Raw genomic sequence first — 14,049 nt, forward strand, 5'->3', positions numbered from 1 at the left:
AATCAACGACTCACAGCAATCGCCTGGTCACTCATGATACGCGGAGTCAGGAAGACCAGCAGCTCGGATTTTTTCTCTTGTAATGCATCGCGTCGAAACAGCCGCCCAACATACGGCAGATCGCCGAAAAATGGCACCTTGTCGACCACATTGTTTTGCGAAGTCGAGTACACGCCACCAATCACGATCGTTTCACCGTCCACCACGCGAACCTTGGCATTGACCTCGTTCTTGCGGATCGGCGGTACGTTGTTCAAGGCATTGACGTAATCCGGCTCGTCCTTGGTCACCCTGACGGTCATGATCACCTTGTTGTCCGGGGTGATCTGCGGGGTTACCTCCAGCGACAGCGAGGCTTCGCGGAACGCTACCGAGGTGGCACCGCTCTTGCTGGTTTCCTGGTACGGCACCTCGGTACCCTTGAGGATCCTGGCCGTTTCCTTGTCGGCCGTGACCACCTTGGGCTGCGAGATGATTTCGCCGTTGCCGCTCTTTTCCATGGCACTGAGCTCCAGGTCGAGCAGCACATCGCCACGCAGAAGCCCCAGGCCGATACTGCCGCCCACCCGCTCCACCCCGAGGTCGACGAACAGGTCCTTGCCCGGCAGCGGGTCTTCAACGTAAAGCGGCCCACCCCAGCGTACCCCCAGGCTTTTTTCGTAATCGACGTTGGCCTCGACGATACGCGCCTCGATCGCCACCTGGCGCACCGGTACGTCCAGCTGCGCCACCAGTTGCCTCAGCTCGGCAAGGCGGTCGGCCGGCAGGTGTACCACCAGCGTGTTGGTGCGCTCATCGACACTCAGGCTGCCCCGACCGGTGAGGATGCCGTCATCCGCCAGGCTCGCCAGCAGCAGCTCCGCAAGTTCGGCGGCCTTGGCGTGATGGATGGGCAACAGCTCCCGGCGCAACGGCTGCAACTGCGCATCCAGTGCCTGGCCCACACGGGCATCGACAGACTGCGCGGCAAACTCGGCCGCAGGCGCCACCAGCAGCACATTGCCCTCCTGGCGCCGGGCCAGGCCCTTGCTACGCAGCACCAGGTCCAGCGCCTGGTCCCATGGCACATCCTGCAAGCGCAAGGTGACGCTACCCTGCACGGCATCGCTGGCGACCAGGTTGACGCCAGCATAGTCAGCCAGCACCTGCAGCACCGAGCGCACTTCCACATCCTGGAAGTTCAGCGACAGTGGTTCACCCTGATAAGGCGTCGCCGACGCCAGCGGGACCGGCAGCAGGGCTGCCAGCATCCATTTCATCAACGTTTTCATCGTCGTCCGGGGCCTCCTTGCCCAGGTGCTTTGCGAGTGTGATGAACGCCGTGCGTTCATGCCACACCCCTGCCATGAACAGCCGTTCGCGTACTTCGACCTGGGTTTGATCAACGCTCGCCACCACCCCCTGGTCCCGCCCGACCCGGTCCCCAGGGCGCACGCGATAGAGCCTGCCGGCCGCCATCAGCAGTGCTTCGTGTTCCGCCCCTCGCGACAGGCTGCCGACCATCTCCAGTTGCGCCAAAGGCACGTCGGCCAACCCGCTGCCCGTCAATCGCGTCGCCCCAGGCGCAAACGGGTCGACCGGGGGGGCTGCCGTCACGCCCCTGGCCGGCATGCGCGCAAGCATCGCAGGCTCCGGCACTGGCGCCAGCGCCTGATAGGCATCAACCCGCAACTGCAGGCGCAGCAGGCCAGGCTTGCCATCGGCTGCAGCCAGCTGCAGGTCACCGCTGCGCAGCACACGCGCCTGGCCCAACCAGTCGCCCAGCCACTGGCGCAAGGCCGCGTATCGCCCCACCACCTGTAGCTCCAGCGGTACCTTGCGCAAGCCAGCCTGTTGTTCATCTTCATGTACATCGAAGCGCTCGATGAGCAAGCCGTGCTCATGCCCCGACGCCGCCAGGCGCTCGAGCAGGTCGCTCATGCCCTCCCCGGCCGCCAGGTGCCAATACGCCTCCCGCAAGCGTCGCTCGGCAATGGCCACAGACGCGTGGAGTTGCTCCAGCTCGGCCAGCTGCACCGCGCCGGCTGAATGCTGTTCGTGCAATTCGGCGTGCCGGGCCTCCTCCTGCGCCTGCTGCTGCAGCGCTGCCGGGAGACGTATGGCGCAGCCCAGGCCGAACAACGCCAAGGCCATCAGCACTGGCGCCAGCTGCCTGAAGCGGCTGGAGCGTTCTGCCATGGCCAGCCAGCCGAGCACCTGTGCAGCATTCACGACCAGAACGCCGAAACGCGCGCGCCCAGCAGGAATTCATCGCCGCCCGGCAGGCTCCTGATGCGCTTGAGCTCCAGACCAACCAGCGCACTCGAGCGGCTCAGGTCCCGCATGAACTGCGCGACCACGGCACCGGACGTGGCCAGCCCGGTCATCTGCAGGCTGCCGTCTTCCAGGCTGAGGTCGAGCAGTTGCACACCCACTGGCAACGCCCGCTCGAGGTCAGCGAACACCCCGGCCAGCACATCCTGGTTGGCACGCAGGCCTTCCAGCGCCGCCGCACGTGCCAGTAGCGCCTCATGCTGCGCACGCACATCGGCTAGCGGCTGCAATTGCTCGCCCAACACCTCAAGGGCCGCCTGGTGCCGGATATTGGCCAGCGCCTGCTGCTGCCCGCGCTGGCGGGCCAGCTGGTCGACCAGCGTCACGCCACACAGGGCCAGCAGCGCGCCGGCGACCAGTCGCCTGCGGAAAGACCGCAACGCAGCCTGGCGTTGCCGTTCGCGCCAGGGCAGAAGGTTCAGCCGCATCATCGGCGCAACCCTCCGAGAGCCAGGGCGCACGCCAGGATCATCGCGCCATCGACGTGTTCCACGCGCGCCAGCTCGGGTACCAGGCGACACGGCAGGTTCAACCGGGAGCCGAGGCTCTGCAACTGGCCCGGCTCGATCGGCGAACGGCTGGCGATCAACAGACAATCGGGCAAAGGCTCACCGGCAAGCAGGGCCAGCAGGCGCTCCGGCAGCGCCCCGGCTATCGTCGACAGCCCCAGGTTCAGCTCACGCCGTTGCTGAGGCCGACTCGACTGCCAGCCATGAAGGGTGGTGCTTTGCGCCTCGATACGCAGCAGCGCCGAGCTTTGGTGCCTGGCCAGCGGCAGCATGCGCCCCAAGGCAATGCTGTCGACCTCCACGGCCTCCAGTTGCAACCCGGCCTCCTCGACGATGCCCTCAAGTGGCGCCAGTGCACTCTGCCGACACGCAGCCACCATCACCTCGGCGCAGCCTGGCTGGACGCTAGAGCCTCCCAGTACCTGAAAATCCAGGGCCAGGTCTTCCAGCGGAAATGGAAACAACCGTTCGGCGTCAGCCAGCAGCTGCGCCTCCATTTCTGCCCCGCCCTGTTCCACTGGCAGGTGGCACAGCTTGCAGATCACCTGGTTGCCCGGCAGTGCCAGCGCGACCCGGCGCTGCCTGAGGCCGCTGCGTCGGTAGGCGCGCCTCAAGGCAGCCGCCACGGCGCCAGGCTCTGCCGCCCAGTCACTGCCAGCCGTTGATTCGAACGGCTCTTGTACCGAGGCAAGCACCCGGCAGCGCCGGTTACGCCGCTGCAGTTGCACAATCCGAACGGAGTCGGGGGCAATTTCCACCCCTACGAGTGAACCGGCATCCTTGCCGAAGCGTCCTAGCATCGTGGCATCCTTGTTGTCTGTCGCCGCCATCTGTCGCGGCTACCTGCCCCAACCCCGCGTCAACACTAGGCCGCGCCGGCCCATCGAGGCGACGGGCAGCCTGGCCGGTAACCCGGAGAGGCGAAAAAATGCTTATAATGCCCAGCGTTTTTTGGTCCGCCGGACCTGCGTGCAATCCACTCCCAACCTGGACACCGAAAAGCCTTGATACGTCTGCTGAAGTTCTTCTGGTGGTCTTCCGTCGCAGTCATTTGCGCGCTCGTACTCGGTGTGAGCGGTGCGTTTCTGTATCTTAGCCCCAGCCTGCCCTCGGTCGAGTCGCTCAGAAGCATCCAGTTGCAGATCCCCCTCAGGGTGTACAGCAGCGACGGCAAGCTGATTGCCGAGTTCGGCGAAATGCGCCGCTCGCCGATCCGCTTCGCGGAAATTCCCCCACAATTCATCCAGGCGCTTCTGTCGGCCGAGGACGACAATTTCCTCAACCACTATGGTGTCGACCCCAGCAGCCTGATGCGCGCCGCGACCCAGCTGGTGAAAACCGGCCATATCCAGACCGGCGGCAGTACCATCACCATGCAGGTGGCGAAGAACTTCTTCCTCACCAGCGAGCGCAGCTTCTCGCGCAAGACCAACGAGATTCTGCTGGCCCTGCAGATCGAGCGTGAGCTGACCAAGGACGAGATCCTCGAGCTGTACGTGAACAAGATCTACCTGGGCAACCGCGCCTACGGTATCGATGCCGCCGCGCAGGTGTACTACGGCAAGTCGATCCGCGACGTGAGCCTGGCCCAGATGGCGATGATCGCCGGCCTGCCCAAGGCACCCTCGCGCTTCAACCCGCTGGCCAACCCGGTGCGCGCCAAGGAGCGCCGCGACTGGATCCTCGGCCGCATGTACAAGCTGGGCAAGATCGACGAAGCCAGCTACCAGGCCGCCCTGGCCGAGCCGCTCAACGCCAGCTACCACGTGCCCACGCCTGAAGTGAATGCGCCTTACATCGCCGAAATGGCCCGCGCCGAAATGGTCGGCCGCTACGGCAGCGACGCCTACACCGAAGGCTTCCGCGTCACCACCACGGTGCCCAGCGACATGCAGGAAATGGCCAACAAGGCCATCCTCAACGGCCTCTCCGACTACGACGAGCGCCACGGCTACCGCGGCCCCGAAGCACGCTTCCCGGGGCGCACCCAGGCGGCCTGGCTGCAGGAACTGGGCAAGCAGCGCAGCCTTGGCGGCCTGGAGCCGGCCATCGTCACCCAGGTCGAAAAAACCGGCCTCAAGGTGCTGACCCGCAGCGGCCAGGAAGAGCTGGTAGCCTGGGACACCATGAAATGGGCGCGCCCGTTCATCAATAGCAACTCCCAGGGCCGTGCGCCGCAGTCGCCGGCAGACGTGGCCCAGGTCGGCGACCTGGTGCGCCTGCAGCGCCTGGAGGATGGCCAGTTCAAGTTCAGCCAGGTACCTGGCGCGCAGAGTGCGCTGGTCACCCTCGACCCTTACAACGGCGCCATCCGCGCCCTGGTCGGCGGCTTCTCGTTCGAGCAGAGCAACTACAACCGCGCCATGCAGGCCAAGCGTCAGCCGGGCTCGAGTTTCAAACCGTTCATCTACAGCGCCGCCCTGGACAGTGGCTACACCGCATCCAGCCTGGTCAACGACGCACCGATCGTGTTCGTCGACGAGTACCTGGACAAGGTCTGGCGACCGAAGAACGACACCAACACCTTCCTTGGCCCGATCCGCATGCGCGAAGCGCTGTACAAGTCGCGCAACCTGGTGTCGATCCGCCTGCTGCAGGCCATGGGCGTGGACCGCACCATCGACTACATCGCCAAGTTCGGCTTCAACAAGCAGGACCTGCCGCGCAACCTGTCGCTGGCACTGGGCACCGCCACCCTGACCCCGATGGAAATCGCCACAGGCTGGAGTACTTTCGCCAACGGCGGTTACAAGATCACCCCGTACCTGATCGAACGCATCGAAAGCCGCAGCGGCGAGACGTTGTTCACCGCCAACCCGGCCCGGGTACCGCAAGGTGCCGAGGACCAGGCAGGTGTGGCCGCGCCCGAACAGCCGATCAGCACCGCCGCCATGCCGGGCGAGGCACCCGCAGCCTTCAGCCAGGTGGCGTCTGCACCGCAGGCGCCGGCCGTGGCCGAGCAGATCATCGACGGGCGCACCACCTACATCCTCACCAGCATGCTGCAGGACGTGATCAAGCGCGGTACCGGCCGCCGGGCGCTGGCCCTGGGCCGCACCGACCTGGCAGGCAAGACCGGTACCACCAACGAGTCCAAGGACGCCTGGTTCTCCGGCTACAACGCCGACTACGTGACCACCGTGTGGGTCGGTTTCGACCAGCCCGAAACCCTTGGTCGCCGCGAGTACGGCGGCACCGCGGCACTGCCGATCTGGATGAGCTTCATGGGCGCGGCACTCAAGGACAAGCCTGCGCATGCGCCGGCAGAGCCGGAAGGCATCCTCAGCCTGCGCGTCGACCCGGTCAGCGGCCGTGCCGCTTCGCCGAGCACACCGAATGCCTACTTCGAGCTGTTCAAGGCCGAAGACTCGCCGCCGTCGGTGGACGAACTGGGCACTGGCGCAGCACCGGGCAGCCCGTTGCCGGCGGATGAAGCGGCGCCGATGGATCTGTTCTAAGAGCCCTCGAAGGCAACACCGACCCTGTGGGAGCGGGCATGCCCGCGAACACCGGCGTAGCCGGTGCCAGCCTCCGCGTTGGATTCTTCGCGGGCACGCCCGCTCCCACAAAGGCCGCGCCAACCCCACCGGCAAACAAAAAAGCCCCGGCTCATACGAGCCGGGGCTTTTTTGTGTCGCCAGGCAGCAATCAGCCTTTGAACACGTCATCCACGCTGGTCAGCGGGTAGTGCTTCGGATACGGCAGGGTAGCCACGCCGGATTCGATGGCGGCCTTGGCCACAGCGTCGGAAACGACGGTGATCAGGCGAGCGTCCAGCGGCTTCGGAATGATGTACTCACGGCCAAATTCCAGCGCCTGTACGCCGTAGGCATCGCAGACTTCCTTCGGCACTGGCAGCTTGGCCAGGTCTTTCAGGGCGATGGCAGCGGCGATCTTCATTTCTTCGTTGATGCGCTTGGCGCGAACGTCCAGGGCACCACGGAAGATGAACGGGAAGCCCAGTACGTTGTTGACCTGGTTCGGGTAGTCGGAACGACCGGTAGCCATGATCACGTCGCTGCGAGTGGCATGCGCCAGCTCTGGCGAGATTTCCGGGTCCGGGTTCGAGCAGGCGAACACGATCGGGTTGGCAGCCATCGACTTCAGGCCTTCGGCGCTCAGCAGGTTCGGGCCGGACAGGCCTACGAACACGTCGGCACCGTCGAGGGCGTCAGCCAGGGTGCGCTTGTCGGTGGCGTGGGCGAACTGCGCCTTGTACTGGTTCAGGTCGTCACGGCCAGCGTGGATCACGCCGCTGCGGTCGATCATGTAGATGTTCTCGACCTTGGCGCCCATGCTCACCAGCAGCTTCATGCAGGAGATGGCAGCAGCGCCGGCACCCAGGCAGACGATCTTGGCGTCTTCCAGCTTCTTGCCGGCGATTTCCAGGGCGTTGATCATGCCGGCCGCGGTGACGATGGCGGTACCGTGCTGGTCATCGTGGAATACCGGGATGTCGCACTGTTCGATCAGGGTGCGCTCGATTTCGAAGCACTCAGGCGCCTTGATGTCTTCGAGGTTGATGCCACCGAAGGTGATCGAGATGCGGCGAACGGTGTCGATGAACGCCTGCGGGCTTTCCGATTCCACTTCGATGTCGAACACGTCGATACCGGCGAAACGCTTGAACAGAACACCCTTGCCTTCCATGACCGGCTTGGAAGCCAGTGGGCCGAGGTCACCCAGACCGAGGATGGCGGTGCCATCGGAAATCACCGCAACCAGGTTGCCTTTGCCGGTGTATTTGTAAGCCAGCTCTGGATCACGGCCGATTTCACGCACGGGCTCAGCAACACCTGGGCTGTAGGCCAGGGCGAGGTCACGGGCGGTGGCGGTGGGCTTGGAGAGTTCGACGCTCAGTTTCCCCGGACGAGGTTGAGCGTGATATTCGAGAGCGGCGGTTTTCAGGTCTGACATGGTGGGCATTCCGCTATTTACTGTTCTGACGGACCGCCGAGGATACGCAAAGAGCCGGGGAGCCACAAGACTGGTCGGTCACTTGTGTCAAGGCCTTTAGCCTACGACTTTACGCTATAACCCACGGGGCATACGGCTAACAGTGTGTACAATCTAATAGCGAAATGTCTACATCTTTTAGCCTGAAATGCGCTCCAACATGCTCGGATCGGTCAACGGCAACAGCCAGCGTCGCTGCCCGGGCTTGAGGCCGCCCTTGCGGGAACGATCCAGCACCCAGCCACGCGCCTCGACTTGGCGTCCCTTGAGGTTATCGAAGAAGCTGGCGGGGAAGTTGCGCTGCAGACGAGCGGGAACCTGCAGCACCACCGCCCCCTCCAGGTTCAGCCAGACCCCGCCACGGTTGCGCTCCACGCCTTCGATGCGGCCCGCAATGACCGCGAAACCCGACTGCCGGACATCCCCGGCACGCACCACCGGCGAACGACGCCACAGCCCGGAACCAGCCTTGCGCGCAGCCTGCTCGGCAAGCTGCTGGCAAGCGCTGAGGCGCACATTTGGGGCAACCGCGACGCGATAGCCCAAGCCCTCGCTGAGCAACTGTGCTTCGATATTGTCGCCATTGCGGCCGTAGATATGCGCCAGCGTGCGGCCGTATTTGTCCTTGGACTCGACGCCCGGCTCCAGCCCGACACGCCCGTCGCTGGCCTTGACCAAGGCCTGCAAACGCTGCCTGGCGGCCTCGGCATAGGGCTCGCTGGTGCGCCCGTTACGGCCGATTTCCGGGGCATTGATGCCGATCAGTCGCACGCTGCGGCCATCGACCAGACGCAAGGTATCGCCATCGACCACCTGGCGCACCGCCACCTGCTGAGGGCTGCCTGGTAGCGGGCAGAACGCCAGGGCCGGGAAATGCCAGATGACGCCCATAAAAAAGGCGCCCACAAGGGGCGCCTTTTTTTGCAGCAATGCGAAACCCGAGGGGTTCGCCATGCGCATGATTACTTCTTGGTACCGAACATACCGAAGCGATCGGCGAACTTCTGTACGCGACCACCGGTGTCCAGGACTTTCTGCTTACCGGTGTAGAACGGGTGGCACAGGTTGCAAACGTCGATCGCCAGGGTGCTGCCCAGGGTCGAACGGGTTTCAAACTTGTTGCCGCAGCTGCAGGTGACTGCAACTACTTCGTAGTTCGGATGAATATCTGCTTTCATGGTCACTTCCTCGAGCTGCGTGCCGCCACCCAACACCAATTGTTGAATACCGCACGTAATTAGGCGGCGAATAATACCAGAGCATCACGCCAACGCAAGTTGTCGCTTGCACCGACCGTCGTCTGCTAGGCTCGCCAGTCTTTGAAACGCCCTCCGAGACTTTCCGCGTGTCCGACGTCATCCTGCGCCTTGCCCTGCCCTCCCCGCTGCGTCGCCTGTTCGACTACAAGGCGCCGGCAAGCATGGCGCGCCAGACCTTGACCCCGGGCATGCGCATTCGCGTGCCATTCGGCCGCCGCGAAATGATCGGCGTGCTGGTGGAGGTGTGCGAGCAGAGCGAAGTGCCCGCCGACAAGCTCAAGCCGGCCAGCGCCCTGCTCGACCCGGTGTCGCCGATCCCGCCGTCGCTGTTCAAGTTGTGCCTGTGGACCGCCCAGTACTACCAGCACAGCCTGGGTGACACCCTGAGCTGGGCCTTGCCGACCCTGCTGCGCCAGGGCGAACCCGCCGAGATGCGCCAGGAGCGCTTCTGGCACGTCGCCCCCGGCGCCCGCCTGGAAGACCCGCGCATCGCCCGCGCACCGCGCCAGCGCGATGCCCTCAAGACCCTGGCCCAGCACCCGCACGGCGTGGCCCACAGCCTGCTGGCCAAGCTCAACCTGAACAAGGACAGCCTCGACCTGCTGCTGGCCAAGGACCTGGTGCAGATCGAGGTCCGCCGCCACCTGCCGTCGCTGCGCCACGAACACTGGCTGGCACAGCCGGAACTGCCGCTCAACGAAGAGCAACGCGACGCCTTCGACGCCGTGCGCGAAGGCTTTGGCGGCTTCGGCGCCTTTCTGCTGGCCGGTGTCACCGGCAGCGGCAAGACCGAGGTGTACCTGCAGCTGATCCGCGAAACACTGGAGGCCGGCAAGCAGGCCCTGGTGCTGATCCCGGAGATCAACCTCGGCCCGCAGACCCTGGCCCGCTTCGAGCAACGCTTCAACGCCCGCATCGCCCTGCTGCATTCGGCGGTGAACGACCGCGAACGCCTGGATGCCTGGCTGGCAGCCCGGGACGGCGAGGCCGACATCATCATCGGCACCCGCTCGGCGCTGTTCACGCCGATGAAGAACCCCGGCCTGATCATCATCGACGAGGAGCACGACGGCTCCTATAAACAGCAGGAAGGCCTGCGCTACCACGCCCGCGACCTGGCGCTGGTGCGCGCCCACCAGGAAAACGTCCCGATCCTGCTCGGTTCTGCCACGCCATCGCTGGAAACCCTGCACAACGCCCTGACCGGCCGCTACCGCCTGCTGCGCATGAACCAGCGCGCCGGCGGTGCCCGCCCGCCGCGCATGCTGCGCCTGGATGTGAAGAGCCTGCCGCTGGACAGCGGCATCAGCGGCCCACTGCAGCAGACCATCCGCCAAACCCTGGAAGCGGGCCAGCAAGTGCTGGTGTTCCTCAACCGCCGCGGTTTCGCCCCGACCTTGCTGTGCCACGACTGTGGCTGGCTGTCCGAATGCCCGCGCTGCGATGCGCGCATGACCGTGCACCAGCGCTCCGGCGTGCTGCGCTGCCACCATTGCGGCTATGACGAGCGCCTGCCGCAGCAGTGCCCGCAGTGCAACCACGTTGACCTGCGCCCGGTCGGCGCCGGCACCGAGCGTGCCGAGGAACGCCTGAAAGTGCTGTTCCCGGATTACCCGATCCTGCGTGTGGACCGCGACAGCACGGCGCGCAAAGACGCCATGCACAACCTGTTCAGCACCATCCAGCGCGGCCAGCCGAGCATCCTCGTCGGCACCCAGATGCTCGCCAAGGGCCATCACTTCCCGCGGGTGACCCTGGTGGCCATCCTCGATGCCGATGGCGGGCTGTTCTCCGGCGATTTCCGCGCCAGCGAACGCATGGCACAGCTGATCGTGCAGGTTGCCGGGCGGGCCGGGCGGGCCGAGGAACCCGGCAAGGTCATCATCCAGACCCACCTGGCCGACCATCCGCTGCTGGTGCAGCTTACCGAGCAGGGCTACTTCGCCTTCGCCGAGCAGGCCCTGGACGAACGCCGCGCCGCCGGGCTGCCGCCTTACTCGCACCTGGCGCTGCTGCGCGCCGAAGCGCACAAGCCCGGGCAGGCCGAAGGTTTCCTCGACGAGGCCTGCGCCGCCGCCGAGCGCCTGGTGGCCGAACAGCGCCTGCCCGGCATCGAGCTGCTGGGGCCGGTGCCAGCACCGATGGAGCGCCGCGCCGGGCGCTTCCGCGCGCAACTGTTGATACAGGCCAATACGCGGGCGCCTTTGCATCGACTGATCAGCGCCTGGTTGCTAGTGTTGGAGCAGATGCCGAGCGGGCGCCAGGTGCGGTGGTCGCTGGATGTCGATCCAGTCGACCTGTACTGAATCGACCGGCCTCATCGCCGGCAAGCCAGCTCCCACAGGTTGCGCGCGCTCTTCTGTGGCAGCTGGCTTGCCGGCGATGAGGCCCTCGAACACAACATGGAACCCTTGATGGTTGCACCCCAAAGGTTGGCAACCCGCCCCCAGCCACGGATAATGCCCAGTTTTTCCACCTGCGCATCCAAGCGCTCCACCGCGCTTGCGGTCGAAAAGAGATCCCCATGAAAGACACCATTCGCCAGCTGATCCAGCAAGCCCTCACCCAACTCGTCACCGACGGTGTGCTGCCTGAAGGGCTGTCGCCGGCGATCCAGGTGGAAAACGCCCGGGACAAGACCCACGGCGACTTCGCCAGCAACATCGCCATGATGCTGGCCAAGCCGGCCGGCATGAAGCCGCGCGACCTGGCCGAGAAACTGATCAATGCCCTGCCGGCCAGCGCCGACATCAGCAAGGTCGAGATCGCCGGCCCCGGCTTCCTCAACTTCTTCCAGAACACCGACGCCCTGGCCAACCGCCTGGATGCCGCACTGGCCGACGCCCACCTGGGCGCGCGCAAGGCCGGCCCTGCGCAAAAGGTTGTGATCGACATGTCGGCACCCAACCTGGCCAAGGAGATGCACGTCGGCCACCTGCGTTCGACCATCATCGGTGACAGCGTGGCGCGCGTGCTGGAGTTCCTCGGCGATGACGTGATCCGCCAGAACCACGTGGGCGACTGGGGCACCCAGTTCGGCATGCTGCTGGCCTACCTGGAAGAAAACCCGATCACCAGCGACGAGCTGTCGGACCTGGAAAACTTCTACCGCGCCGCCAAGAAGCGCTTCGACGAATCCGAAGAGTTCGCCACCCGTGCCCGTGGCCTGGTGGTCAAGCTGCAGGCCGGCGACCCGGACTGCATGGCCCTGTGGACGCGCTTCAAGGACATTTCGCTGTCGCACTGCCAGAAGACCTACGAGCTGCTCAACGTCAAGCTGACCATGGCCGACGTGATGGGTGAAAGCGCCTACAACGACGACCTGGCCAACGTGGTCGCCGACCTCAAGGCCAAGGGCCTGCTGGTCGAAGACCAGGGCGCACAGTGCGTGTTCCTCGACGAGTTCAAGAACAGCGAAGGCGAACCACTGCCGGTGATCGTGCAGAAGGCCGACGGCGGCTACCTGTACGCCACCACCGACCTGGCTGCCGTGCGCTACCGCAGCAACGTGCTCAAGGCAGACCGCGCCCTGTACTTCGTCGACCAGCGCCAGGCCCTGCACTTCAATCAGGTGTTCGAAGTTGCACGCCGCGCAGGCTTCGTCGGCCACCCGATGCAGATGGAGCACATGGGCTTCGGCACCATGAACGGCGCCGATGGCCGCCCGTTCAAGACCCGTGACGGCGGTACCGTGAAGCTGATCGACCTGCTCACCGAGGCCAAGGAACGCGCCTACGCGCTGGTCAAGGAAAAGAACCCGAGCCTGGCCGACGAAGAACTGCGCCACATCGGCGAAGTGGTGGGCATTGGCGCGGTGAAGTACGCCGACCTGTCCAAGCACCGCACCAGCGACTACAGCTTCAACTTCGAGCTGATGCTCAACTTCGAAGGCAACACCGCGCCTTACCTGCTGTACGCCTACACCCGCGTGGCCGGCGTATTCCGCAAACTGGGCAAGGGCTTCGATGAAGTCGACGGCAACATCGTGCTGCAGGCTGCCCACGAGCAAGACCTGGCCGCGCGCCTGGCGCAGTTTGGCGAAATCCTCAACAACGTCGCCGACAAGGGCACGCCGCACGTGCTGTGCAGCTACCTGTACGACCTGGCCGGCCTGTTCTCCAGCTTCTACGAGAATTGCCCGATTCTTGCCGCCGAAACCCCGCAGCAGCAACAGAGCCGCCTGCGCCTGGCGGCGCTGACCGGCCGCACGCTCAAGCAAGGTCTGGAACTGCTCGGCCTGGAAACCCTGGAGCGCATGTAAGTTGGCTGCCAAGAAAAAACCCGCACCCAAACGCGGCGCCAGCCGCCAGACGGCGCCGGCCAAGCAGCCAATTCCCGGTTGGGTATGGCTGGCGGTCGGCCTGACCGTAGGCGCGTTCATCGTGTTCCTGATGAAGCTCGAGCCCGGTGGCGAAGACATCAAGCGCACCAAGCCCGAGCAGCAGAAGGCGGAGAAAGTGGCCGAAGCCGGCAAGCCGGCGCAGGCCACCCCGCAGCAGCCGGTGAAGCCGAAGTACGACTTCTACACGCTGCTGCCGGAGTCGGAGGTGATCGTGCCGCCGGAGGCCGTGCCAGAGAAGACGCCACCTGTCCCGGCCCAGCCGGTGACCCCGGTGACGCCGGCCGAAGCGGCGAAGATCGACACGGCGCGAGCCCAGGCGGCGCTGATGGGCCAGACCCCGCCACCGGCACCACCGGTGATCAAGCCGGCGGCAACCACCCAGTTCTTCCTGCAAGCCGGTTCGTTCCGCAAGCAGGCCGATGCCGACAAGGTGCGCGCGCAGATCATTCTGCTGGGCCAGTCGGTGAAGGTGGAGTCGGGCACGGTCAAGGACGAAACCTGGTACCGCGTACTGGTGGGCCCTTTCAGCAACCGCGAGCAGCTGACCGGGGCGCAGAAGCAGTTGGCCGGGGCAGGTTTCAGCAACCTGCTGCTGCAACAGCGGCAGACCCGTCAGTAACCTGCGTTTGCGGCCCTGTGGGAGCGGCCTTGTGTCGCGAAAGGGCCGCAA

General features: G+C 65.2%; 11 protein-coding genes. 4 read left to right on the forward strand and 7 right to left on the reverse strand.

Annotated features, from left to right (window positions below; genetic code table 11):
• Window positions 1-2 precede the first annotated feature (2 nt).
• From ABX298_RS08895 to pilM, 4 genes are read right to left on the reverse strand one after another with little or no spacing between them, the layout of a single operon-like run.
• Window positions 3-1,271 carry a type IV pilus secretin PilQ gene (locus tag ABX298_RS08895; protein WP_367394320.1) on the reverse strand — a complete coding sequence of 423 codons (1,269 nt, stop codon included), beginning with the start codon at window positions 1,269-1,271 and terminating at the stop codon, window positions 3-5.
• Window positions 1,195-2,196: a pilus assembly protein PilP gene (locus ABX298_RS08900; RefSeq protein WP_367394476.1), complete on the reverse strand. Its 1,002-nt coding sequence runs from the start codon at window positions 2,194-2,196 to the stop codon at window positions 1,195-1,197. Before ABX298_RS08900 ends, ABX298_RS08895 begins: the two co-directional genes overlap by 77 nt.
• A gap of 11 nt (window positions 2,197-2,207) precedes the next feature.
• On the reverse strand, window positions 2,208-2,744 hold the full coding sequence (locus ABX298_RS08905) for a PilN domain-containing protein (protein WP_025340959.1): 537 nt from the start codon (window positions 2,742-2,744) through the stop codon (window positions 2,208-2,210).
• The gene (gene pilM, locus ABX298_RS08910) at window positions 2,741-3,622 is read right to left on the reverse strand and encodes a type IV pilus biogenesis protein PilM (RefSeq protein ID WP_286100710.1); all 882 of its coding nucleotides are present in this window, start codon (window positions 3,620-3,622) and stop codon (window positions 2,741-2,743) included. The genes ABX298_RS08905 and pilM overlap by 4 nt, the downstream gene beginning before the upstream one ends.
• A 204-nt stretch (window positions 3,623-3,826) precedes the next feature.
• On the opposite strand from pilM, the gene ABX298_RS08915 reads away from it, so the two are divergent.
• Window positions 3,827-6,280, forward strand: a complete 2,454-nt coding sequence (locus ABX298_RS08915; RefSeq protein ID WP_286100711.1) for a penicillin-binding protein 1A — start codon at window positions 3,827-3,829, stop codon at window positions 6,278-6,280.
• Between the two features lie 190 nt (window positions 6,281-6,470).
• On the opposite strand, the gene ABX298_RS08920 is transcribed toward ABX298_RS08915, so the two are convergent.
• The 3 genes from ABX298_RS08920 to rpmE all read right to left on the reverse strand — a co-directional run bounded on the left by ABX298_RS08920 (window position 6,471) and on the right by rpmE (window position 8,956).
• Window positions 6,471-7,739 carry a malic enzyme-like NAD(P)-binding protein gene (locus ABX298_RS08920; protein WP_024087853.1) on the reverse strand — a complete coding sequence of 423 codons (1,269 nt, stop codon included), beginning with the start codon at window positions 7,737-7,739 and terminating at the stop codon, window positions 6,471-6,473.
• A 177-nt stretch (window positions 7,740-7,916) separates the two neighbouring features.
• On the reverse strand, window positions 7,917-8,738 hold the full coding sequence (locus ABX298_RS08925; RefSeq protein WP_286100712.1) for a thermonuclease family protein: 822 nt from the start codon (window positions 8,736-8,738) through the stop codon (window positions 7,917-7,919).
• 2 nt (window positions 8,739-8,740) lie between these two features.
• A complete protein-coding gene (gene rpmE, locus ABX298_RS08930) occupies window positions 8,741-8,956 on the reverse strand; it encodes a 50S ribosomal protein L31 (protein ID WP_003257833.1) in 216 nt (71 codons plus the stop codon).
• Window positions 8,957-9,123: 167 nt separating this feature from the next.
• On the opposite strand from rpmE, the gene ABX298_RS08935 reads away from it, so the two are divergent.
• The 3 genes from ABX298_RS08935 (at window position 9,124) to ABX298_RS08945 (ending at window position 13,998) form a co-directional block, all read left to right on the forward strand.
• A complete protein-coding gene (locus ABX298_RS08935; RefSeq protein ID WP_367394321.1) occupies window positions 9,124-11,343 on the forward strand; it encodes a primosomal protein N' in 2,220 nt (739 codons plus the stop codon).
• Window positions 11,344-11,561: 218 nt separating this feature from the next.
• Window positions 11,562-13,298: an arginine--tRNA ligase gene (gene argS, locus ABX298_RS08940; protein WP_013974613.1), complete on the forward strand. Its 1,737-nt coding sequence runs from the start codon at window positions 11,562-11,564 to the stop codon at window positions 13,296-13,298.
• Between the two features lies 1 nt (window position 13,299).
• On the forward strand, window positions 13,300-13,998 hold the full coding sequence (locus tag ABX298_RS08945; protein ID WP_025340965.1) for an SPOR domain-containing protein: 699 nt from the start codon (window positions 13,300-13,302) through the stop codon (window positions 13,996-13,998).
• Window positions 13,999-14,049: the final 51 nt, after the last annotated feature.

It is taken from the genome of Pseudomonas sp. X4 (assembly GCF_040784925.1).
GTDB lineage: Bacteria > Pseudomonadota > Gammaproteobacteria > Pseudomonadales > Pseudomonadaceae > Aquipseudomonas > Aquipseudomonas putida_Z.

Bases quoted from the DNA above. Each gene is read 5' to 3' on its own strand.
- pilM (WP_286100710.1), bottom strand. From the start codon at position 3,622: ATGCTAGGACGCTTCGGCAAGGATGCCGGTTCACTCGTAGGGGTGGAA.
- rpmE (WP_003257833.1), bottom strand. From the start codon at position 8,956: ATGAAAGCAGATATTCATCCGAACTACGAAGTAGTTGCAGTCACCTGC.
- ABX298_RS08905 (WP_025340959.1), bottom strand. From the start codon at position 2,744: ATGATGCGGCTGAACCTTCTGCCCTGGCGCGAACGGCAACGCCAGGCT.
- ABX298_RS08895 (WP_367394320.1), bottom strand. From the start codon at position 1,271: ATGAAAACGTTGATGAAATGGATGCTGGCAGCCCTGCTGCCGGTCCCG.
- ABX298_RS08920 (WP_024087853.1), bottom strand. From the start codon at position 7,739: ATGTCAGACCTGAAAACCGCCGCTCTCGAATATCACGCTCAACCTCGT.
- argS (WP_013974613.1), top strand. From the start codon at position 11,562: ATGAAAGACACCATTCGCCAGCTGATCCAGCAAGCCCTCACCCAACTC.
- ABX298_RS08925 (WP_286100712.1), bottom strand. From the start codon at position 8,738: ATGCGCATGGCGAACCCCTCGGGTTTCGCATTGCTGCAAAAAAAGGCG.